This window comes from Enterobacter cloacae complex sp. P40C2 (genome assembly GCF_014930695.1).
Lineage (GTDB): Bacteria > Pseudomonadota > Gammaproteobacteria > Enterobacterales > Enterobacteriaceae > Enterobacter > Enterobacter pasteurii.
Map to the genome: position 1 here is coordinate 509,981 of NZ_JADBRP010000001.1, position 21,590 is coordinate 531,570.

The following is a 21,590-nucleotide window of genomic DNA, read 5'->3' on the forward strand; positions in this document are numbered from 1 at the left end:
TGGGTGGCGCTATTGTGCGCCCCCCTTGTAAAAATCTCAACGCTTCGGATTTTCGAGCTGACAGTTGTTCAGCACAATGCGGTCACGCTTGTAGACGGTAGCGCTGTCCCCCTTCGACCAGAACACGTAAATCCCGTCCGTGTAGCGCGCGCCGGAGGCCGACACGCCCTGCTTCAGGGTCAGCAATTTATTGTCGTAGACAAAGCTGGCTTCCTGACGAGGGTTGTTCAGCTTCACCGTCAGCGGTTTTTCATCACAGCGGTATTCAAGCGTGTCGGTTTGCATACGCTCAACAAGCTGGTTATAGGCGCTGCATCCGGTCAGAAGCAAAGGCAAAGCAATAAGAAGGTATTTTTTCATGAGTATATCCCGAAGACTATCCTGGTCCCGGAGGGCATGGCCGCCCTCCTGTTGTTCCTCATTTTAAGGGTTACACCCGCCGCTGAATTTCAGTTAACTCTGATTATGACGCGGGTTCGCGGGGAAAATAGCGCCGAGAACGCTCGCTTCCCGCGCGCCGGTCACGGAGGGTAAATTCCCCGGCAGCCCGGCAACCGTACGCCAGGCAAGCCAGGCGAAGGCCAGCGCCTCCATATCGTCTCCGCTGATGCCGGCTTCATCTGTGGTAGTCACTTCCGTGCCCGGCAGCAGTGCGGCGAGGCGCGCCATGATCAGCGGATTGCGGCTTCCACCCCCGCATACCAGCAGACGCTCGCAGCCGCCGCTCAGCAGTACCTGTTCAGAAATGGACATGGCGGTTAGCTCAGTAAGCGTAGCCTGCACGTCCTGCGGCGCGAGCGCGGGGAACTGCGCCAGCTGGCGTTCAAGCCAGCCGTAGTTAAAATATTCTCGCCCCGTGCTTTTTGGCGCAGGCAGCGCAAAGAACGGATCGCTTAACAGAGACTGCAGTAGAGGGAGGATCACCTTCCCCTGGCTGGCCCAGCGGGCATCTTTGTCGTAAGGTTTACCGATCTGACGCCATATCCAGGCATCCATCAGCATGTTGCCGGGCCCGGTATCGTATCCGCGCACCGGCTGACCCGGGATGAGCAACGACAGGTTGGCGATCCCGCCTATGTTCAGCACCATCCTGCGCTCAACCGGATGGGCCAGCAGCGCCTGGTGGAATGCCGGCACCAGCGGCGCGCCCTGACCGCCAAGCGCCATATCCCGACGGCGGAAGTCGCCCACTACCGTCACGCCGGTTTTGGCCACAATCTGGTTGTTATCGCCAATTTGCATCGTGTGCGGCACCTCGCCGACGGGCTCATGCCAGACGGTCTGCCCGTGGCACCCGATCGCCACGACATCCTGCGGATGAAGGCGCTCTTGCTGCATCAGGGCCAGTACCGCTTGTGCAAACAGCGCCCCCAGACGCACGTCCAGCTGACCAAGCTGAGAAAGCGTCAGCTGCTGTCCCTGGCAGATGCTCAGAATCTCTTCTTTTAACGAGACCGGAATAGGCCAGCTCAGGCTTGCCTGCTGCGCCACCATGTTTTCATCAATAGCGGCCAGGACGACATCCACACCGTCAAGACTGGTCCCGGACATCACACCGATATAGCGACCCGATTTCATGCGCTTTCCTTACGTTACGTGGGCTAAGTGCAAACACTCCACCATAAATGACGCTGCTTTGCTATGCGGTGATTATAATTTTTAACAATCTCAGACCTGCCGCACAGGCGGCTTTTGTTTATGTCCCGTTAAGCCAGATTCAAGTAAAATTTTTTTATTCGGCATGCAAAGATATGAACTGTGGTCGTTAATGCCATATAATTTAGCCATAACGGATGCCCCAACCGGGCGTTTTTTGGTGAACAGGAGAGTCAAATGATTTTACGTGTAATGGGCGTTTCGCTGATTGGTTTAACACTGGCGGGTTGTGTGAACGACAATTCACTCTCCGGCGACGTATATAGTGCTTCTGAAGCTAAACAGGTACAGAACGTGACATACGGTACTATCGTTAATGCCCGTCCTGTTCAGATTCAGGGTGGCGATGACACGAACGTTGTGGGCGCAATCGGTGGTGCGGTACTGGGTGGATTCCTGGGTAACACCATTGGCGGCGGTACCGGACGTTCTCTGGCCACCGCGGCGGGCGCAGTTGCCGGCGGCGTAGCCGGTCAGGGCGTTCAGGGCGCGATGAACAAAACCCAGGGCGTTGAGCTGGAAATTCGCAAGGACGATGGCAGCACCATTATGGTCGTGCAGAAACAGGGTAATACCCGCTTCTCCGCTGGCCAGCGTGTTGTACTGGCTAGCAACGGCAGCCAGGTTACCGTCTCCCCGCGTTAAAATAATAATGGATGCGGTCAAAAGACCGCATTCATTTACAAAACATATCAATTTAATAAATATAGTTACAAAAATAATTCATTTGGTGAATTATTCATCTCCTCTGTTCTTGTTCCTGCGCAAAGTATTTTTTACTTCTCTTCGTTAGACTCTTCGCATTCATTTTTTTCTTTTTTATTTATTTGAACTTATATGCTTGCGATCTCTCGATTTGTAAAAAACCGCTATATGGCGTTCGTCATTGGATGCATCGTCGTCATAAGCGTATTACAGGGATTATTTATAAAACTTGTTGAATGGGTTCCTTCATTCTCTCCGCTATTTTTCCCTACGCTAACTATTTTTCTTCTTGTATTCCATCTGTTTATTGCCTGCTTTATGGCAATGAAATACTGGTGCGATAAAAAACGTTTATATCTCGTTCCGATTGCCGCGGCCTTTGCCGGTTCGGCACTGCTGATGGTGGGTACGCTGTCCAGCTTTCCGGCCTGGCTGGATCTCTATCAGTTCAACGAGGCGAACTATAATGACGCGATGATCTTTTATATGTTCCGCCACCTTTTAATGGCGGTGCTGATGATCGCCTCGGTATTACTGTATACGCTTCGCGCTTCCCCCCTCACGCGAAGCGCCCACATCGGCACCGTTGCCGGATCGGCTCTTTTCACGTGCGGTATGCTTGGGCTGGCGTGGTTCTATTCCAGCCATTCCACGATGCTAACCCTGGATCTCGTGGATAATGAAACCCGGAAGTTTATGGTTCTCTGGAGCCAGACGATCAATATCATTTTGATCGTTCTCTGGGGCGTTACGTTAATCACCCTGATGGCCGTGACCCGGATAAGAAATTTGTTCTGGGTAGGCGGAAATTTTTTGTGCGTCTGTTATGTCGTCACGCTGTTAATGCTGCTGTTAGGCGGACGCGCGGAAGATGTTTCGTGGTATCGCGCCCGGTTATTCGAAACCGTCGCGACGTTAATGATAATATTTATTCTGCTTTCCGACGTCTTTAATTTGTATCGCGACTCGCACGTCAAATACCAGCAGTCTTATCAAAACTCGATCCGCGACCCGCTCACCCGTCTTTATAACCGCAGCTATTTTTATGATTCATTAAACTACGCCCTCGGCTCGGCAACGGAGGCACACCCGGTATCGGTGGTGGTAAGCGATCTTGACCGTTTCAAGCGCATCAACGACTGCTACGGGCATTTGCAGGGAGATAAGGTGCTGCAGTTTGTCTCTAATCTTCTGACGGATTCCGTGCGCCCCCAGGATATCGCGGCCCGAATCGGCGGTGAAGAGTTTGTTCTGATGCTGACCAATACCCCATCAGACGCCGCGCGGCAGGTCGCCGAGCGCATCCGTCTCAAGCTGAGCGGGTTTGATAAAACCAGCAGCGGCGGCCATCTGCCGGAGCCAATTACCATCAGCATGGGCGTATTCACCGCAACCTCGCCGGATACCAGCGCGGAAACCTGCGTGGAAAGCGCGGATAAAGCCATGTATGAGGCAAAGGAGACGGGGCGCAACCGGGTCGTGGTGTTCAGGTAATGAGAAAGGCCCTGCATAAGCAGGGCCTTTACGTTCGGTCAGTCGCGGGATTGCAGATCGTGGATGTTCTGCTCAAGACGGGCGATAAGTCCAATTAGCATCTCCAGCTCCGCAGGTGAAATACCGGACAGGATCTCCCCCCGCGTTTTACTGATGACGGCTTCCATCTCCGTAATGATAGGCGCCGCTTTTTCCGTCAGTTTTATACGCTTGGCGCGACGATCGCTGGCGCAGGTTTGACGGGAGATGAGTCCCTTCTCTTCCAGCTGGTCAAGCGTACGCACCAGGGACGGTTGCTCAATACCGATCGCTTTTGCCAGCTGAATTTGCGACTGTTCTGGCGGGAGCTGATGAATGTTATGCAGCGTAACCCAGTGGGTCTGCGTCAGTTCCAGAGGTTTCAGGCGATGGTCAATCAGAGCACGCCAGACGCGTACCAACCTTGCCAGATCAGAACCTAATGGCGATTCCAATTTCATCTCCTTATAATTAGCTTGCTAAGTGATTATAGTGATTTTAGAATAGTTTGCAGTATTTGTATTGCCAAAACAAATGCAATCACGGTATTCATCATTCCAGAAAGAATGATTTACACTGAATATTCATGCGCCATCGCACTGATACATGCCATTGCGGCACTCACTCCACTGCAAAGGATCGCTGCTCGTGACGTTTTTCTCTTTCTCTGCCGGGTTGCCCCTTCAGGATCTGATTATCGGCGCATCGGTCTACTTTCCGCCTCTTTTTAAAGCCGTTATGGTTGGATTTGTGATCTGGCTCGTGGCGCACCGACTGCTGCGGGACTGGATGTATTCTGGTGAAATCTGGCACCCGATGTTGATGGATCTCTCGCTGTTTACCCTTTCCGTCTGTCTTGGCCTTGCCGTGTTAACCGTCTGGTGAGAATGCCCTTGAAAACGCTTAAATATTTTTCCACTCTTTTCGTTTTGGCGCTGGCGCTGATTGCCGGCTGGTGGCTCTGGAACTATTACATGCAGTCCCCCTGGACCCGCGACGGCAAAATACGCGCAGAACAGGTCAGCATCACGCCGCAGGTGTCGGGCAGCATCACCGCGCTCATGGTAAAGGACAACCAGTTCGTCCACGCGGGCGATGTGCTGTTCCGCATTGACGAGACCCCTTTTCAGATTGCCGTGCTTAACGCTCAGGCGCAGCTGGCTAAGGCTCAGTCCGATCTCGCAAAGGCCAACAACGAAGCCGATCGACGCCGCCATCTGTCGAAAAACTATATCTCTGCTGAAGATCTGGATACCGCCAACATCAACGTGAAAACCATGCAGGCCGGTCTGAAGGTGGCGGAGGCCACGCTGAAGGAGGCCGAGTGGCAGCTGACCCAGACGGTGGTTAAAGCGCCGGTAGACGGGTGGATTACCAACCTGTCCACGCGCGTGGGAGACTACGCCACGACCGGAGAGCCGGTTTTTGCCCTGGTGGATAGCCGCTCGTTTTACGTGGTTGGCTATTTTGAAGAGACGAAGCTGCGCCATATTCGCGAGGGCGCGCCAGCCCGAATCACCCTCTACAGCGGCGCGCAAACGTTACAGGGTCACGTATCCAGCATCGGTCGGGCAATCTACGACCAAAGCGTCGAAACCGATTCTGGCCTGGTGCCTGATATTAAACCCAACGTACCCTGGGTGCGTCTGGCCCAGCGGGTGCCGGTTCGCGTGGAGTTCGACAGCCTGCCGAAAGAGATTACTCTCGTTTCAGGGACCACCTGTACCGTCTCCATCGGGACACGATGATGAACCTGCGGGCTGTCTCGTGGCGCAATGCGCCCTGGATAAAAGCGACGCGCCCGCAGTGGCGTTACGCGCTGCGCAACGGCATCGCCATGTGCCTTGCGCTTACGGTTGCCTATTACCTGAACCTGGATGAACCCTACTGGGCGATGACGTCAGCGGCGGTGGTTAGCTTCCCCACCGTCGGCGGCGTTATCAGTAAAAGCCTCGGACGCGTGGCGGGTAGCCTGCTCGGCGCCACCGCCGCCCTGATTCTGGCTGGCCACACCCTAAACGATCCGTGGCTGTTTCTGCTCAGCATGTCCGCCTGGCTGGGGCTGTGCACCTGGGCCTGCGCCCATTTTACCAATAACGTTGCCTACGCGTTTCAGCTGGCGGGCTATACCGCGGCCATTATCGCCTTCCCGGTGGTTAACGTGCTGGATACCACCGAACTGTGGGATATCGCGCAGGCACGCGTGTGCGAGGTGATGGTCGGTATCCTGTGCGGCGGCATGATGATGATGATCCTGCCCAGCACCTCTGACGGCACCACGCTCATCACCGCCCTGAAAACGATGCATGCGCGCCTGCTGGAACATGCCAGCCTGCTCTGGCAACCCGACACAAACGATGAGATCCGTCTCGCGCATGAAAAAGTCATCGGCCAGATCCTGACCATGAATCTGCTGCGCATACAGGCCTTCTGGAGCCACTATCGCTTTCGTCGCCAGAACACGCTGCTGAACTACCTGCTGCACCAGCAGCTGCGCATGACCAGCGCAATATCGAGCCTTCGCCGGATGTTGCTGAACTGGCCTGCACCGCCCGCGCATACCCGGGAGGTGATTGACACCCTGCTCGCCGCCCTTGCGCGCCCGGACGCGGATATCTACAGCGTGGCCCGGATAATTGCTCCGCTCGCCCCAGCGGATGAGTATGACTACCGCCACCGCGCCTTCTGGCAGCGTCTGAACTATTTCTGCCGGCTGTATCTGCGCAGCAGCCGCTGGCTGAAAGCCGTCGAAAATGCCACGCCCGTTACCGAGTTTTCCGTACCCGGCAGCCCCGCTCTGGCGCGGCATACCGACGCCATGGAGGCGCTGTGGAGCGGTTTTCGTACCTTTTGTGCACTGATGCTGGTCGGCGCATGGGCCATTACCACGCAGTGGGACGCGGGCAGCGCGGCGCTGACGCTTGCGGCCATCAGCTGCGTGCTCTATTCGGTGGCGGCATCCCCCTTCAACTCGCTTACGCTCCTCATGCGCACGCTGGTGCTGCTGTCCCTCTTCAGCTTTGTGGTGAAGTTTGGCCTGATGGTGCAGATAACCGATCTGTGGCAATTCCTGCTGTTTCTCTTTCCGCTGTTAACCACCATGCAGCTGCTCAAGCTGCAAATGCCTAAGCTGGCCGGCCTGTGGGGGCAGCTGATTGTTTTTATGGGATCGTTCATCTCGGTGACGAATCCGCCGGTTTACGATTACGCCGATTTCCTGAATGACAACCTGGCGAAAATTCTCGGCGTGGGGCTGGCATGGCTGGCGTTCGCCGTGCTGCGCCCTGGTTCGGACGCGCGTAAAAGCCGCAGGCATATCCGGGAGTTACGCAGAGGATTTGTCGACCAGCTGAGCCGCAGGCCGCACCTTCGCGAAAGTGAATATGAATCGCTGGTTTATCATCACGTCAGCCAGCTCAATAACAGCCAGGATTCACTCTCCCGGCGCTGGCTATTGCGCTGGGGCGTGGTGCTGCTGAACTGTTCGCACGTGGTGTGGCAGCTGCGCGCCTGGGAGACGCGGTCCGATCCGCTGTCGCGGGTCCGCGACACCTGCATCGCCCTGCTGCGCGACGTCATGAGCGAGCGCGGCGTTCAGCAGCGCCCGCTCAGCGTCACCCTCGCCGAGCTTCAGCGCATTTGCGATGCTCTGGCGCGCCATCATCTGCCTGCGGCGCGCGATCTGGCGTCCATCATCTGGCGGCTGCACTGTTCCCTGTCACAGCTTGAACAGGCGCCGCCGCCCGGCACGATAGGCGATCAGATCACCCCACAGGCATAGCGCGCCCCGCCGCCGCCAAGCGGTTTAGGCTTATCTGACATGTTATCGCCGCCCACGTGGATCATCAGCGCCTTGCCCTTGACCTCATCAAGCTTTTTCAGTCGGGGCGCGACGACGGGATCGGTAGCCTTACCGTCGTTATTGACCACCAGCACCGGCAGATCGCCGAGGTGACCCATCCCGTCCGGGCCTTCGTGTTTACCGGAGTTGTGCGGGTCGAGATGGCCCCCGGCGGCTTCTGCGGCGGAAGGTTTACCCTCTTTCATTGCGGGCTGGCAGCTGCCTTTAGCATGAACGTGGAAACCGTGTTCGCCGGGGGGCAGCGCCTTAAGATTGGGGGCAAACTCCAGCCCTTTATCCGTTTCGGTGATTTTCACCGTCCCGATGGACTGACCTACCCCCTGAGAAGTGACGAGATTCATTTCAACGTCGTCGCTGGCTGCCTGCGCTCCTGCGCATACGGCCAGCGTGACAATAGCCAGAGCAAAACGCTTCATAAGACCTCCACGGGTTATTTTTTGCACCTTAAGTCTATACCAGAGGCGCAGATTTCACCGGAAAGTCAGTCAATTACTTGCTCAGGGAACGTCGTAGCCCAGCGCGGCCTTGCGGATGCGGAACCACTGCTGACGCGTCATCTCCAGTTCTTCGGCGGCAAGCGCCGCGCGTACGCGCTCAATCTTGCCGGAGCCGATAATCGGCAGCGGCTTAGACGGCAGGCGCAGGATCCAGGCGTAAACCACCTGTTCGATACTTTCCGCATTGAGCTCGCGGGCCACGGTTTCGAGCTCGTTACGCAGCGGCTGGAATGCCTCATCGTTAAACAGGCGGCCGCCGCCGAGGCAAGACCATGCCATCGGACGGATGCGCAGCTGCTGCAGCTGATCGAGCGTACCGTCGAGCAGCAGCGGCTGATGAACCGGGGAGATTTCCACCTGATTAGTCGCCAGCGTAAACGGCAGACGAGACTGCAATAGCGCAAACTGCGCCGGGGTAAAGTTAGACACGCCGAAGTGGCGCACCTTGCCGCTCTGGTGCAGGGTCAGGAAGGCTTCAGCGACCTCGTCCGCATCCATCAGCGGATCGGGACGGTGGATCAGCAGCAGGTCGATACGATCGGTAGCCAGATTAACCAGCGACTGCTCGGCGCTTTTCACAATGTGCGCGCTGTCGGTGATGTAGTGTCCCAGGGCATTCTCCGGTTTTGCCGTTGTGGCAATACCGCATTTGGTCACAATTTCCATACGATCGCGCAGCGCCGGCGCCAGCTTCAGCGCCTCGCCAAAGGCGGCCTCGCACAGATAACCGCCATAAATATCGGCGTGATCGACGGTAGTGACCCCTAAATCAAGATGCTCTTCAATAAAGTTCGCCAGCTGGAGGGGGGACATATTCCAGTCCATCAGGCGCCAGTAGCCCATTACAAAGCGGGAGAATTCCGGGCCCTGCGGGGCAAGGGTAATACGCTGAACCATAACATTTTCCTCAAGGAGATTATGTCACCAGTATACGCAATTACCTTGCTAAAACAGTGAAGGTTGCTGAGGTTCTTCAGTTTCAACCGCTTTGTTTGCGCGAATTTTGCGCAGCAGTCGCTGCCGACAGAGGCGTATCACCTCCTGCTTTTGCGCGTCGCTGAATTTTTGCCAGTTAAAACGCTCATCCCGCGTGCGCATGCACCCGCGGCAGTAACCTCGTTCATCAACCTGGCAAATCCCCCGGCACGGGCTCTGGACGGGGAAAAATTCCAGTTGCTCTGCCACTTCTACCTCCACAGCGTCACTATTTCCTACAGTGAAGACCCTAAACGCCCCGCACGCAAGGGGCGGCAGCCACAAATATGACGTTAAGGTTTCGCTAATCTTCCCTTCTTATACTCGCCGCACTGATATAACGAATGGTCTGTTCATCATGTGGTTCACTAAGAAGTTACGCTGTAATGAAACGGTTTTCACCCTGGGCTGCGCGCTGTTCTTCACCGCGTTTAACGCGCTGTTTATACAGCGCAGCTGGGCAATAATTGCGCCAGCGCGCCTGCACGACCTGCTGTTTGCCGCCAGCGTACCGCTGGTGCTGTTCTGCGGCTGGGTGATTGTCTTTAGCCTGCTGAATATTCCCTTTATTCGCAAGCCGCTGATGATTGTCCTGACCATGGGATGCGCCGCCGCGACCTATTTTATGTCTACCTATGGCGCGGTTATCGATCAGAACATGATGGTGAACGTCTTCGAAACTAACTCTCAGGAGGCCACCGCCCTGGTAACGCCGCAGATGATCGTGTGGCTTGTGCTGGCGGGCCTGGTTCCGTCCATCATCTTAGCCCTGACGCGCATTCGAAGCGGAAAATGGTGGTACGCCCTGCTGATGCGGCTTGCCACCCTGCTCGGCGCGCTGCTGGCCATTATCCTGGTCGCGGCGGTATTTTATAAAGATTACGCTTCGCTGTTCCGCAATAATAAAAGCATCGTCAAAATGGTTACCCCGGCGAACTGCGTAAGCGCCGTGGTCAAGTACGGTAAAATGCGCTGGTTCGCAGGCGATCGGACGCTGATCCGCATTGGCCAGGATGCCCGTAAGAGCGCGCTAATTTCAGGCCAGCAAAAGAAAACCGTGCTGGTTCTCGTCGTGGGCGAAGCCTCCCGCGCCGAAAACTACTCGCTGAATGGTTACCGCCGTGAAACCAACCCGGAGCTTAAAAAGCAGGACGTCATCAACTTCCCGCAAGCCTCCTCCTGCGGCACGGAAACCGCCGTTTCCGTTCCCTGCATGTTCTCCGGTATGACGCGGAAAAAATACGATGCGGACCTGGCGCAACATCAGGAAGGCCTGCTTGACGTGCTTAACCACGCCGGGTTCAACCTGCTGTGGCGCGACAACGACGGCGGCTGTAAAGGTGCCTGCGACCGCGTGCCGCATACGGACATGACCCAGTGGAATCTGGACTCGTACTGCAAGGACAAAGTCTGTATCGACGACGTAAACCTCTACCGCCTGGACAAGGTGCTGGATGGTCTGAAGCAGGACACGGTACTGGTGATCCACCTGATGGGCAGCCACGGCCCGGCCTATTACAACCGTTATCCGGACAGTTTCCGCAGGTTTACCCCGACCTGCGACACCAATGAAATTCAGAACTGCGATCATCAGGCGTTGATTAACACCTACGACAACTCAATTCTGTATACCGACAGCGTGGTCAGCAGGACTATCGACGCACTGAAAGCCCGACAGGCCACCATGAACACGGCGCTGATTTACCTTTCCGATCACGGTGAGTCGCTGGGCGAAAGCGGAATTTATCTGCACGGCACGCCGTATATGCTGGCGCCGGAGCAGCAAACGCATATTCCGTTTATGTTCTGGCTCTCTGCCGATTACGTGAAAAACTTCGGTGTCAACACGGACTGCCTGCGTGACCATGCTGCAAAAGATGCGGTTTCACAGGACAATTTGTTCGCCACCGTTCTGGGGATGATGGATGTTAAATCAACGGCTTATCAACCGCAGCTGGATATTTTGTCGCAGTGCCGTCGCGATGCTGCCTTGCATTAGACCGAACGGTCTATTAGAGTGAAGTCATGAGCAGACATACAGAACACGATACCCGCGAACATTTACTGGCTACCGGCGAGCGCCTTTGCATGCATCGCGGATTTACCGGTATGGGGCTGAGCGAGTTGTTAAAAACCGCGGAAGTCCCTAAGGGATCGTTTTATCACTACTTCCGATCCAAAGAGGCGTTCGGCGTGGCCATGCTGGAGCGGCACTATGCCAGCTACCATCAGCGCCTGGCAACGCACTTCGCCAGCGGTGAAGGTAACTACCGGGATCGGGTTCTAAACTACTATCAGGAGACGCTGACGCAGTTCTGTCAGCAGGGCATCATCAGCGGCTGCCTGACGGTGAAACTGTCTGCCGAAGTGTGCGATCTTTCCGAAGATATGCGCACGGCCATGGATAAAGGGGCCAGCGGCGTTATCGCCCTGCTGGCGCAGGCGCTGGAGAAGGGTCGCGATGAACAAACCCTCGCCTTCTTCGGCGATCCGTTAACGCAGGCGCAGGTGCTCTACTCACTCTGGTTAGGCGCTAACCTGCAGGCCAAGATTTCTCGCAGCGCCGTGCCGCTCGAAAGCGCGCTGGCACATGTGAAAAGCTGTATTACCGCGTCCGGCGCGTAGCCGGCATTTTTATTTATCCTTTTACTAGTCGACTGGTCTACTCAGGAGCCGTTATGTCCGCTGAAAAGTTATTTACCCCACTGAAAGTCGGTGCCGTTACCGCCCCAAACCGCGTGTTTATGGCCCCGCTCACCCGTCTGCGCAGCATCGAGCCGGGCGATATCCCAACACCGTTGATGGGTGAATATTATCGTCAGCGCGCCAGCTCAGGCCTGATCATCTCTGAAGCCACGCAGATTTCTGCCCAGGCAAAAGGCTATGCCGGCGCGCCGGGCCTGCACAGCCCGGAACAAATTGCCGCGTGGAAAAAGATCACCGCGGGCGTACATGCTGAAGAGGGCCGTATTGCGGTACAGCTGTGGCACACCGGCCGTATCTCGCACAGCAGCATCCAGCCCGGCGGCCAGGCTCCGGTTTCTGCCTCTGCCCTGAACGCGAATACCCGTACCTCCCTGCGCGATGAAAACGGGAATGCGATCCGCGTCGATACCACCACCCCGCGCGCGCTGGAGCTGGACGAGATCCCGGGCATCGTGAACGATTTCCGTCAGGCCGTGGCCAATGCCCGTGAAGCCGGTTTCGATCTGGTTGAACTGCACTCCGCGCACGGTTACCTGCTGCACCAGTTCCTCTCACCATCGTCTAACCAGCGTACCGACCAGTACGGCGGCAGCGTTGAAAACCGCGCGCGCCTGGTGCTTGAAGTGGTGGATGCTGTTTGCAACGAGTGGAGCGCAGACCGCATTGGTATTCGCGTTTCGCCGATCGGCACGTTCCAGAACGTCGACAACGGCCCGAATGAAGAAGCGGACGCGCTGTACCTGATTGAAGAGCTGGCAAAACGCGGCATTGCTTACCTGCACATGTCCGAGCCGGACTGGGCTGGCGGCAAGCCTTATAGCGAAGCCTTCCGCCAGAAGGTGCGCGAGCGCTTCCACGGCGTGATTATCGGCGCGGGTGCCTACACGGCGGAGAAAGCTGAAGATCTGATCGGCAAAGGTCTGATCGATGCCGTAGCCTTTGGCCGCGATTACATTGCTAACCCGGATCTGGTTGCCCGTTTGCAGAAGAAAGCGGAGCTGAACCCGCAGCGCCCTGAAAGTTTCTACGGCGGCGGCGCGGAAGGCTACACCGACTACCCTTCTCTCTAATCCCGCATTGCACATTGATAGCGGCGACATTTCGCCGCTATACTAAAACATCGTTTCTGTTCAAAAAGATAATCCATACTATTGGTTAATGAGGAAATTATGCGCCTACTTCACACCATGCTGCGCGTTGGCGACCTGCAACGTTCCATCGATTTTTACACTAACGTTCTGGGCATGAAGCTGCTGCGCACCAGCGAAAACCCGGAATATAAATACTCCCTGGCGTTCGTGGGTTACGGTCCGGAGTCTGATGAAGCCGTCATTGAGCTGACGTACAACTGGGGCGTAGACAGCTACGAGCTGGGTACGGCTTACGGCCATATTGCGCTGGAAGTGGATAACGCGGCCGAAGCCTGCGAACGCATCCGCAGCAGCGGCGGTAACGTCACCCGTGAAGCGGGCCCGGTTAAAGGCGGCACCACCGTGATTGCCTTTGTTGAAGATCCGGACGGTTACAAAATCGAACTGATCGAAGCCAAAGACGCTGGTCGTGGTCTGGGCAACTGATCCCGCAGGGCGCACTATGCGCCCGTTGTTTTGCTGCATCGCCTCTCAAAATTTGCCATAATACGCACTGCTTTTTTCCCCTTGTAAGAGACCCTGATGTCCGATAATGCTCAATTTACCGGTCTGTGCGACCGTTTTCGTGGTTTTTATCCCGTTGTCATTGATGTTGAAACAGCCGGATTTAACGCTAAAACCGATGCGCTGCTTGAGATTGCCGCCATCACGCTGAAGATGGATGAACAGGGCTGGCTTGTACCGGACACCACGCTGCATTTCCACGTTGAACCCTTTGAAGGGGCAAACCTACAGCCGGAGGCGCTGGCCTTTAACGGTATCGATCCGACAAACCCGCTGCGCGGGGCGGTAAGTGAATACGAGGCGCTTCACGCCATTTTCAAAATGGTGCGCAAGGGCATGAAAGAGAGTGACTGTAGCCGCGCCATTATGGTCGCCCACAACGCCACGTTCGATCACAGCTTCACAATGGCGGCTGCGGAACGCGCCTCGCTGAAGCGTAACCCATTCCATCCGTTCGTCACGTTCGACACCGCCGCGCTGAGCGGCCTGGCGCTGGGCCAAACCGTGCTGTCCAAAGCCTGCATCACGGCGGGTATTGCGTTTGACGGCACCCAGGCGCATTCTGCGTTATACGACACCGAGCGTACGGCGGAGCTGTTCTGCGAGATCGTCAACCGCTGGAAGCGTCTGGGCGGCTGGCCCCTGCCGATGGGCGACAGCGAAGAGCAGGCATAAAAAAAGCGACCTCCTGAGGTCGCTTTTTTGTCCGCGCAGAAAACTTATTCTGCGTCCGGCTCTTCGGTTTTATACTTCGCCGCGGTCTCTTTGATCAGCTGCTGCAGTTCGCCGCGCTGATACATTTCAATCAGGATGTCGCATCCGCCAACCAATTCACCGTCAACCCATAGCTGTGGGAAGGTCGGCCAGTTTGCGTATTTTGGCAGCTCAGCGCGAATGTCCGGGTTTTGCAGGATATCAACGTAAGCAAAACGCTCACCACAGGCAGACAGCGCCTGAACCGCTTGTGCGGAGAAGCCGCAGCTTGGCAGCTTCGGAGAACCTTTCATGTACAGGAGAATTGGGTTTTCAGCGATCTGGCGCTGAATTTTTTCAATAGTGGTGCTCATGTCTTGCTTCCTTTAACTTCTGTTACGGCATCAGTCTGACATTGTAGCGGGTCAGGCCGACATCGGAAAATAACATTTTTGTCACGTCTCATTATTTTATCTGCTATCGCGTAAAGATGCATTGCTAATGTCGTTTATCGCTGCCCGCAGCGCGGATTTGCTCAGGGAGCGAACAATTCTGCTACAGAACGATGAATTTTTTTGCACTTGCTAACGAAACAGCTTTTGAGAATGAAAAATGCTATTAACTTATTCTGATTTTTTGGATTAGAATCGACACGTTTTGTAAATCATACGCGGGTATTATTGATAGCCTGCATTCATCAGGGGACTGCCCAGTGGCGCGGATAACGAAAATCTCGATGACGCTCTGTGCTTTACTGTTTACCACACTCTCATTTGCGCCAGCGGCGAACGCCTCTGAACAGGCGCGACACTCTGCCGTACAAAAAACGCATCTGGCAAAAAACGCAGAAAGAAAGAAAAAAACCACCGGCAAAACCGTTAAAAAGAAATCCACCGCGAAAACGAAGAAGACCGCCTCCACCACATCAAAAACGCTCCGCTCCAGCACGCGCAACACCACCCGCACTGCCGCCAGATCCGCTTCCGAAAAATGCATCGTGCGCAAAGGCCATAAAACCAAATGCACAAAAGTGACGAAGCTGGCCGACGCGCATAAGGTTCGCATGCAGAAGGCGCAAAAAACGGCGATGAATAAGCTGATGGGGCAAATTGGTAAACCGTACCGCTGGGGCGGCACCTCCCCGCGCACCGGTTTTGACTGTAGCGGGCTGGTTTATTATGCCTATAAGGATCTGGTGAAATTCCGCATTCCGCGCACCGCAAACGAAATGTACCATCTGCGCGACGCCGCCCCGGTTAACCGTGGCGAACTGCAAAACGGCGACCTGGTGTTCTTCCGCACCCAGGGACGCGGCACGGCCGACCACGTTGGCGTGTACGTGGGTAACGGTAAGTTCATCCAGTCACCGCGCAGCGGCCGGGACATTCAGATCACCTCTCTCAGCGAAGATTACTGGGTGCGCCACTACGTGGGCGCGCGACGCGTCATGACGCCGAAAACCATCCGCTAAACCCTGCCCTGCCGCATCCGTGGCAGGGTAAGTTCCTCTTTTGCATACCCTTTCAATTTGCTATTCTGTCCATGTTGTCTGTAGGGTTATTGGCAACGTATAAAACTATAAGGAGAGAAGCAATGTCGTTCGAATTACCTGCACTACCGTATGCAAAAGACGCCCTGGCCCCGCACATTTCTGCGGAAACCCTGGAGTACCATTACGGCAAACATCACCAGACCTATGTCACCAACCTGAATAACCTGATCAAAGGCACCGATTTTGAAGGCAAAACGCTGGAAGAGATCGTGCGCAGCTCAGACGGTGGCGTATTCAACAACGCCGCTCAGGTGTGGAACCATACGTTCTACTGGCACTGCCTGGCACCCAATGCTGGCGGAGAGCCTGTCGGCGAGCTGGCCGAAGCCATTAACGCCGCATTCGGCAGCTTCGCCGAGTTCAAGGCGAAGTTTACCGACGCCGCGGTTAAAAACTTCGGCTCCGGCTGGACCTGGCTGGTGAAGGAGGCCGATGGAAAGCTGGCTATCGTTTCCACCTCAAATGCGGGCACCCCGCTGACCACCAGCGCAACGCCGCTGATGACCGTGGACGTGTGGGAACACGCTTACTACATCGATTACCGTAACGCGCGTCCTAACTACCTGGAGCACTTCTGGGCACTGGTTAACTGGGAGTTTGTTGCGAAGAACTTCGCCGCGTAAGAGACACGCAGAAGGGGCGACCCTTCTGCGTTTTTGTTTATTCAGCGGTGCACGCTGCTTCAGGCTGTTTGCGACCGGACATCAGCACCAGCAGCAGGCCGAGTGCGGCAATGATTGCGCCCATCACCGGAACGAAGCTGTAGCCCAGCCCCCCGGAAATGACCGCCCCGCCGGCAGCCGCGCCCAGCGCATTGCCGAGGTTAAACGCACCGATATTGACCGAAGAAGAGAGCCCTGGCGCTTCGTGCGCGACTCGCATCACGCGCATCTGCAGCGGCGGTACCACGGCAAAAGTCGCTGCGCCCCACACCACCATGGCAATTGCGGCACCCACTTCGTTACGCGCCAGCCACGGGATCGCAATCATGATCGCAATCAGCAGGGTTAAGAAACCCTTCAGCGTCCCGCTGACGGAGCGGTCCGCCAGCTTCCCGCCAAGATAGTTACCGATGGAGAAGCCCACGCCAATCAGCACCAGCATCGCGGTAATAAAGACCGGCGTCGCGTGGGTGATATCGTGCAGCACCGGGGAGATATAGGTGTAGAGCGTAAACATCGCCCCTGCGCCCAGCACCGTGGTGAGCAGCGCAGAAAGCACCTGAGGACGCATCAGCACCGCCAGCTCTTTACGCACTTCCGGACGCTCACCGGCGCTCCCTTTCGGCAGAGAGAAGAACAGCGCCACCATCGCAATTACGCCGAGCGCCGCGGTTGCGAGGAAAGACATACGCCAGCCGATCGTCTCACCCAGCCAGGTAGCTGCAGGCACGCCGCCGATATTGGCGATGGTCAGCCCCATAAACATAGTGGCCACCGCGCTGGCCTGCTTATGTTTTGGCACCACGCTGGCGGCCACAACCGAGCCCAGCCCGAAGAACGCGCCGTGGTTAAGGCTGGTCAGAATGCGTGAGAGCATCAGGGTGGTGTAATCCGGTGAAATCGCGGAAAGCACGTTCCCCAGGGTGAAAATCGCCATCAGGAAAATCAGCGCATTGCGGCGCGCGCGGTGCGAAAGCAGCAGCGTCATCAGCGGCGCCCCTACCATCACGCCAACCGCGTAGGCGCTGATTAACATACCGGCCGCAGGGATTGAGACGTCCACGCCCCGGGCTATAACAGGCAATAACCCCATCGGGGAAAACTCAGTGGTGCCAATCCCAAAAGCGCCAATCGCCAGGGCCAGCAGTGGAAAATTGATTTTCATGAATGAACTCCGGAAACCGTGCCATAACGCGACACAGAATTAAGAAGTCAAAAGCATGACATCAATCACAAAAAATGAGAAGTTAACATTTTGGCAAAAGATTTTTGCCGGAGGGGTAACAATTGCAGAAAGCGAGGGAGAAAGCTCTCCCCCGTCTGAATCAGTGCAGCGCAGCGGTTAAACCACCCGCAACGATAAGAGCAAGAACAACAATGGTGGTAAACAGCGAAAACTTAAGATCGGTACTCATCAATTTTTCTCCTTTTATTCACCCTACGAAAAGTGAGCCTGCTCATTTTTACACAGTTCAGGTCAAAAATCTTCCAGGATTTAAGCGGATATCCACTTTACCTCTTCCCCTTTTCATCAAGATAGGACAAAATTCCACGCTAAATTTATTAGCGTACCGGCCATTGACCCCCTCCTGACGTCCTGTGTCGTTTTCCCGGCGTGTCGCAACTCAAGATTGCGTAATAAGGGTGAGAGAAGGCAAACGTTTACCTTCAAGTTTTTCAGGAGCTTAGGATATGGTCTGGAGTGACATTTAATGGCAACAATTAAAGACGTAGCAAAACGCGCAAACGTTTCCACTACAACCGTATCACATGTTATTAACAAAACGCGTTTCGTCGCAGAAGAGACGCGTAATGCCGTGTGGGCAGCGATCAAAGAACTGCACTACTCGCCGAGTGCCGTTGCGCGTAGCCTGAAGGTTAATCACACCAAGTCGATTGGCCTGCTGGCTACCAGCAGTGAAGCGGCCTACTTTGCTGAAATCATCGAAGCCGTTGAGAAAAACTGCTTCCAGAAAGGCTACACCCTTATTCTGGGCAACGCGTGGAACAACATTGAGAAACAGCGCGCTTACCTGTCGATGATGGCGCAAAAGCGCGTGGACGGCCTGCTGGTAATGTGTTCTGAATACCCTGAGTCAGTCCTTTCCATGCTGGAAGAGTATCGCCACATTCCAATGGTGGTGATGGACTGGGGCGAAGCGCGCGCCGATTTCACCGATTCGGTGATTGATAACGCCTTCGAAGGCGGTTACATGGCGGGTCGTTACCTGGTGGAACGCGGTCACCGCGAAATTGGCGTGATCCCGGGCCCGCTGGAGCGCAACACCGGCGCTGGCCGCCTGGCCGGTTTTATGAAGGCGATGGAAGAAGCGATGATCGTCGTGCCGGAAAACTGGATCGTGCAGGGCGACTTCGAGCCGGAGTCCGGCTACCGCGCCATGCAGCAGATCGTTTCCCAGCAGCATCGCCCTACCGCGGTGTTCTGCGGCGGCGACATCATGGCGATGGGCGCGCTCTGTGCGGCGGACGAGCTGGGCCTGCGCGTGCCGCAGGACATTTCGGTGATCGGCTATGATAACGTGCGCAACGCCCGCTTCTTCACCCCGGCGCTGACCACCATTCACCAGCCTAAAGACTCGCTGGGTGAAACGGCCTTCAATATGCTGATGGACAGGATCGTCAACAAGCGTGAACAGTCCCAGTCCATTGAAGTCCACCCGCGCCTGATTGAACGCCGCTCCGTTGCGGACGGCCCGTTCCGCGACTACCGTCGTTAATCATTTCACGGGGCCAGCTACGCTGGTCCCCGTAACCACTCCCGGTTCAGCGTTTCGCTGTCTCCCAGATAGTCCAGCAGCCAGGCCATCGCGGGCGATACGTCGCTTTGCTGCCAGGTCAGACAGCAGGCTGCGTCCGGGAAGGGATTTTCCAGCGTCAGGGCCACCCACTCCCCCGTGTCGATGCGCGGACGCGCAACGTGTACCGGCACCATCCCAACGCACAGCCCCGCGCTCAGGCAGGTGGCTGACGACTCCCAGTCCGGCGCGACTACCCGGCGCTGATTGTCCAGCAGCCAGGTAATGCGCTTGGGCAGCGAACGGGAGGTATCCTCCAGCACCAGCGACGGCCAGTTGCGTAACGTGTCGTCACTCAGCGGCCCCTCCATCGCCGCCAGCGGGTGATCCCGCGCCACCACGCAGGTCCAGCTCAGCATGCCCATGTCGCGAAACGCGTAGCGTCCGCCAACCGGGATGGCCTGCGTGGCGCCAATCGCCATCTCTGCCCGGCCGTCCGCCAGCGCATCCCAGACCCCGTTGAACACTTCCTGCGAAACGCGCAGCTCAACGTCGGAAAAATGGCGATAAAAATCGACGATCATCTGCCGGGTACGCTCCGGCTTAACGATGTTATCCACCGCAATGGAAAGGTGTCCGCGCCAGCCGTTAGCGATCTGCTGGCACTGCTCGCGGGTGATCTGCATTTTTTTGATAACAGACCGCCCTTCTTTCAAAAACCACGCCCCGGCGGGCGTCAGTTCAACGTCGCGATGGCGCCGCTCGAACAGCGGGACCGCGAGCCACTCTTCCAGCTGCCGCACCGTATAGCTGATTGCCGAGGGAACGCGGTGCAGCTCCTGCGCGGCACCGGTAAAGCTGCCGTTACGGGCCACGGCATCGACCACTTCAAGGGAATAATCTGACCACATTTTCTGCCTGCAAAATTTTTGAATGCACTCGCCAAATATTAGCGTTTCACAAGCCGCTTTGCACTCCCTACACTCTGCGGCAACGTACACCTGCCTCCTCAGGAGAATAAATAGTGCAACCCAGGAAAGGATTTTTAGTCTGGCTCGGCGGCTTAAGCGTGCTGGGCTTTCTGGCGACCGACATGTATCTGCCCGCGTTCGCCGCGATGCAGGAAGATTTGCAAACCCCTGCCGCTGCCATCAGCGCCAGCCTGAGCCTGTTCCTTGCAGGCTTTGCTTTTGCGCAGCTGCTCTGGGGACCGCTGTCGGATCGTTTTGGCCGCAAGCCCGTATTATTGCTGGGGCTGGCGATTTTTGCCGTTGGCTGTCTGGGCATGCTGTGGGTTCGCGATGCCGCCTGGCTACTGGCGCTGCGCTTCATTCAGGCAGTCGGGGTCTGCGCCGCAGCGGTCACGTGGCAGGCGCTGGTTACCGACTATTATCCGGCCTCGCGCACTAACCGTATTTTCGCCACCATTATGCCGCTGGTTGGCCTGTCGCCGGCGCTCGCCCCGCTGCTGGGCAGCTGGATCCTGGCACACTTCGACTGGCAGGCCATTTTCGCCACGCTGTTCGCCATCACGCTGGTGCTGATGCTGCCCGCGTTTGCGCTTAAGCCTGCGCATAAAAAAGAGGCGCATCCGGACGCGAAGCCGGTCACCTTCACCTCCTTACTGCGGGCTAAGGCCTATCGCGGCAACGTGCTGATTTACGCCGCCTGCTCCGCCAGCTTCTTCGCATGGCTGACCGGTTCGCCGTTTATTCTGCATGACATGGGCTACAGCCCGGCGGCTATCGGCCTGAGCTACGTTCCGCAGACCATCGCCTTCCTGGTGGGCGGCTACGGCTGTCGCGCCGCGCTGCAAAAATGGGAAGGCCAGCAGATGCTGCCCTGGCTGCTGGTGCTCTACGCGTTAAGCGTGATAGCGACCTGGGCCGTTGGCTTTATTCCGGGCGCCGGGCTTGCTGAAATTTTGATTCCGTTCTGCGTCATGGCGATCGCAAACGGTGCCATCTACCCTATCGTTGTGGCTCAGGCACTGCGCCCGTTCCCGCAGGCCACGGGCCGCGCTGCCGCGCTGCAAAATACCCTGCAGCTGGGTCTGTGCTTCCTGGCAAGCCTGGTGGTCTCCGCGCTGATTGCAACACCGCTGCTCACGACCACCAGCGTCATGCTGGCCACCGTTGCGCTGGCAGGTCTGGGCTATCGCATGCAGTCATCAGCGCATCGTGAGCAGAATGAAGACGCGCGCAGAGAAACGTCGCACGCCTGATTGCACAGGAAATTATGTTAAAAACCAGTGATTAGGTTGCTAACAATTTTCTGTTGAATCACCAAATTTAGAGGCCTATACTAAATTTGGTTCGATTAAATACGATAAATATTAAGTGTTAACGGGAGCCGGAGC

24 protein-coding genes are annotated in these 21,590 nt (G+C 56.3%); 14 read left to right on the top strand and 10 right to left on the bottom strand.

Features of this window, described 5'->3' with window-relative positions; translation table 11 throughout:
- Positions 1-36: 36 nt before the first annotated feature.
- Both mliC and anmK read right to left on the bottom strand, forming a co-directional pair.
- Complete coding sequence (gene mliC, locus IM304_RS02395; RefSeq protein ID WP_193356317.1) at positions 37-366, bottom strand: C-type lysozyme inhibitor; 330 nt, start codon at positions 364-366, stop codon at positions 37-39.
- An 87-nt stretch (positions 367-453) separates the two neighbouring features.
- Positions 454-1,578 carry an anhydro-N-acetylmuramic acid kinase gene (anmK, locus tag IM304_RS02400; protein WP_193356200.1) on the bottom strand — a complete coding sequence of 375 codons (1,125 nt, stop codon included), beginning with the start codon at positions 1,576-1,578 and terminating at the stop codon, positions 454-456.
- A 255-nt stretch (positions 1,579-1,833) separates the two neighbouring features.
- Here anmK and slyB point away from each other — a divergent pair, with 255 nt between their 5' ends.
- Together slyB and IM304_RS02410 are read left to right on the top strand one after the other, a co-directional pair.
- Positions 1,834-2,301, top strand: coding sequence for an outer membrane lipoprotein SlyB (slyB, locus tag IM304_RS02405; protein ID WP_063448917.1), 468 nt, complete (start codon positions 1,834-1,836; stop codon positions 2,299-2,301).
- A 192-nt stretch (positions 2,302-2,493) separates the two neighbouring features.
- The gene (locus IM304_RS02410; RefSeq protein ID WP_193356201.1) at positions 2,494-3,855 is read left to right on the top strand and encodes a GGDEF domain-containing protein; all 1,362 of its coding nucleotides are present in this window, start codon (positions 2,494-2,496) and stop codon (positions 3,853-3,855) included.
- A gap of 38 nt (positions 3,856-3,893) precedes the next feature.
- On the opposite strand, the gene slyA is transcribed toward IM304_RS02410, so the two are convergent.
- Entirely contained in the window at positions 3,894-4,334 is a 441-nt protein-coding gene (slyA, locus tag IM304_RS02415) for a transcriptional regulator SlyA (RefSeq protein WP_193356202.1), read from the bottom strand.
- A gap of 187 nt (positions 4,335-4,521) precedes the next feature.
- Here slyA and IM304_RS02420 point away from each other — a divergent pair, with 187 nt between their 5' ends.
- From IM304_RS02420 to IM304_RS02430, 3 genes are read left to right on the top strand one after another with little or no spacing between them, the layout of a single operon-like run.
- On the top strand, positions 4,522-4,758 hold the full coding sequence (locus IM304_RS02420; RefSeq protein ID WP_148418908.1) for a DUF1656 domain-containing protein: 237 nt from the start codon (positions 4,522-4,524) through the stop codon (positions 4,756-4,758).
- Between the two features lie 2 nt (positions 4,759-4,760).
- Entirely contained in the window at positions 4,761-5,621 is an 861-nt protein-coding gene (locus IM304_RS02425) for an HlyD family secretion protein (RefSeq protein WP_193356203.1), read from the top strand.
- Complete coding sequence (locus tag IM304_RS02430) at positions 5,621-7,654, top strand: FUSC family protein (RefSeq protein WP_193356204.1); 2,034 nt, start codon at positions 5,621-5,623, stop codon at positions 7,652-7,654. Before IM304_RS02425 ends, IM304_RS02430 begins: the two co-directional genes overlap by 1 nt.
- Here the strand turns inward: IM304_RS02430 and sodC are convergent.
- From sodC to IM304_RS02445, 3 genes are all read right to left on the bottom strand, one after another.
- On the bottom strand, positions 7,633-8,151 hold the full coding sequence (gene sodC, locus IM304_RS02435) for a superoxide dismutase [Cu-Zn] SodC (protein WP_148418912.1): 519 nt from the start codon (positions 8,149-8,151) through the stop codon (positions 7,633-7,635). The genes IM304_RS02430 and sodC overlap by 22 nt on opposite strands.
- An 81-nt stretch (positions 8,152-8,232) precedes the next feature.
- Positions 8,233-9,129: an aldo/keto reductase family oxidoreductase gene (locus IM304_RS02440; RefSeq protein ID WP_193356205.1), complete on the bottom strand. Its 897-nt coding sequence runs from the start codon at positions 9,127-9,129 to the stop codon at positions 8,233-8,235.
- Positions 9,130-9,177: 48 nt separating this feature from the next.
- A complete protein-coding gene (locus IM304_RS02445) occupies positions 9,178-9,417 on the bottom strand; it encodes a DUF1289 domain-containing protein (protein WP_148418916.1) in 240 nt (79 codons plus the stop codon).
- 148 nt (positions 9,418-9,565) lie between these two features.
- Here IM304_RS02445 and eptA point away from each other — a divergent pair, with 148 nt between their 5' ends.
- From eptA to rnt, 5 genes are all read left to right on the top strand, one after another.
- Positions 9,566-11,206, top strand: a complete 1,641-nt coding sequence (gene eptA / locus IM304_RS02450; RefSeq protein ID WP_193356206.1) for a phosphoethanolamine transferase EptA — start codon at positions 9,566-9,568, stop codon at positions 11,204-11,206.
- A gap of 26 nt (positions 11,207-11,232) precedes the next feature.
- Positions 11,233-11,832 carry a TetR/AcrR family transcriptional regulator gene (locus tag IM304_RS02455; RefSeq protein WP_193356207.1) on the top strand — a complete coding sequence of 200 codons (600 nt, stop codon included), beginning with the start codon at positions 11,233-11,235 and terminating at the stop codon, positions 11,830-11,832.
- 53 nt (positions 11,833-11,885) lie between these two features.
- Positions 11,886-12,983 carry an alkene reductase gene (locus tag IM304_RS02460; protein ID WP_148418922.1) on the top strand — a complete coding sequence of 366 codons (1,098 nt, stop codon included), beginning with the start codon at positions 11,886-11,888 and terminating at the stop codon, positions 12,981-12,983.
- Positions 12,984-13,082: 99 nt separating this feature from the next.
- The gene (gloA, locus tag IM304_RS02465; RefSeq protein ID WP_148418923.1) at positions 13,083-13,490 is read left to right on the top strand and encodes a lactoylglutathione lyase; all 408 of its coding nucleotides are present in this window, start codon (positions 13,083-13,085) and stop codon (positions 13,488-13,490) included.
- A 96-nt stretch (positions 13,491-13,586) separates the two neighbouring features.
- Positions 13,587-14,243, top strand: a complete 657-nt coding sequence (rnt, locus tag IM304_RS02470) for a ribonuclease T (RefSeq protein ID WP_148418925.1) — start codon at positions 13,587-13,589, stop codon at positions 14,241-14,243.
- Positions 14,244-14,287: 44 nt separating this feature from the next.
- Here the strand turns inward: rnt and grxD are convergent, their stop codons facing one another.
- Positions 14,288-14,635, bottom strand: a complete 348-nt coding sequence (gene grxD / locus IM304_RS02475) for a monothiol glutaredoxin 4 (protein ID WP_003832760.1) — start codon at positions 14,633-14,635, stop codon at positions 14,288-14,290.
- Positions 14,636-14,973: 338 nt separating this feature from the next.
- Between grxD and IM304_RS02480 the strand changes: the two genes are divergently transcribed.
- Both IM304_RS02480 and sodB read left to right on the top strand, forming a co-directional pair.
- Positions 14,974-15,732: a C40 family peptidase gene (locus IM304_RS02480; RefSeq protein WP_193356208.1), complete on the top strand. Its 759-nt coding sequence runs from the start codon at positions 14,974-14,976 to the stop codon at positions 15,730-15,732.
- Positions 15,733-15,854: 122 nt separating this feature from the next.
- Positions 15,855-16,436 (top strand): superoxide dismutase [Fe], encoded by a 582-nt coding sequence (sodB, locus tag IM304_RS02485; protein ID WP_193356209.1) that lies wholly within the window; start codon positions 15,855-15,857, stop codon positions 16,434-16,436.
- 37 nt (positions 16,437-16,473) lie between these two features.
- Here the strand turns inward: sodB and IM304_RS02490 are convergent, their stop codons facing one another.
- Both IM304_RS02490 and IM304_RS02495 read right to left on the bottom strand, forming a co-directional pair.
- Positions 16,474-17,640: an MFS transporter gene (locus tag IM304_RS02490; protein ID WP_148418931.1), complete on the bottom strand. Its 1,167-nt coding sequence runs from the start codon at positions 17,638-17,640 to the stop codon at positions 16,474-16,476.
- A 160-nt stretch (positions 17,641-17,800) separates the two neighbouring features.
- Positions 17,801-17,890, bottom strand: coding sequence for a YnhF family membrane protein (locus IM304_RS02495; protein ID WP_003857632.1), 90 nt, complete (start codon positions 17,888-17,890; stop codon positions 17,801-17,803).
- A 297-nt stretch (positions 17,891-18,187) separates the two neighbouring features.
- On the opposite strand from IM304_RS02495, the gene purR reads away from it, so the two are divergent.
- Positions 18,188-19,213, top strand: coding sequence for an HTH-type transcriptional repressor PurR (gene purR / locus IM304_RS02500; protein WP_148418933.1), 1,026 nt, complete (start codon positions 18,188-18,190; stop codon positions 19,211-19,213).
- A gap of 17 nt (positions 19,214-19,230) precedes the next feature.
- Here purR and punR read toward each other — a convergent pair whose 3' ends face one another.
- The gene (gene punR / locus IM304_RS02505) at positions 19,231-20,142 is read right to left on the bottom strand and encodes a DNA-binding transcriptional activator PunR (protein WP_176610520.1); all 912 of its coding nucleotides are present in this window, start codon (positions 20,140-20,142) and stop codon (positions 19,231-19,233) included.
- A gap of 113 nt (positions 20,143-20,255) precedes the next feature.
- On the opposite strand from punR, the gene punC reads away from it, so the two are divergent.
- Positions 20,256-21,455, top strand: a complete 1,200-nt coding sequence (gene punC / locus IM304_RS02510) for a purine nucleoside transporter PunC (RefSeq protein WP_176610521.1) — start codon at positions 20,256-20,258, stop codon at positions 21,453-21,455.
- Positions 21,456-21,590 lie beyond the last annotated feature (135 nt).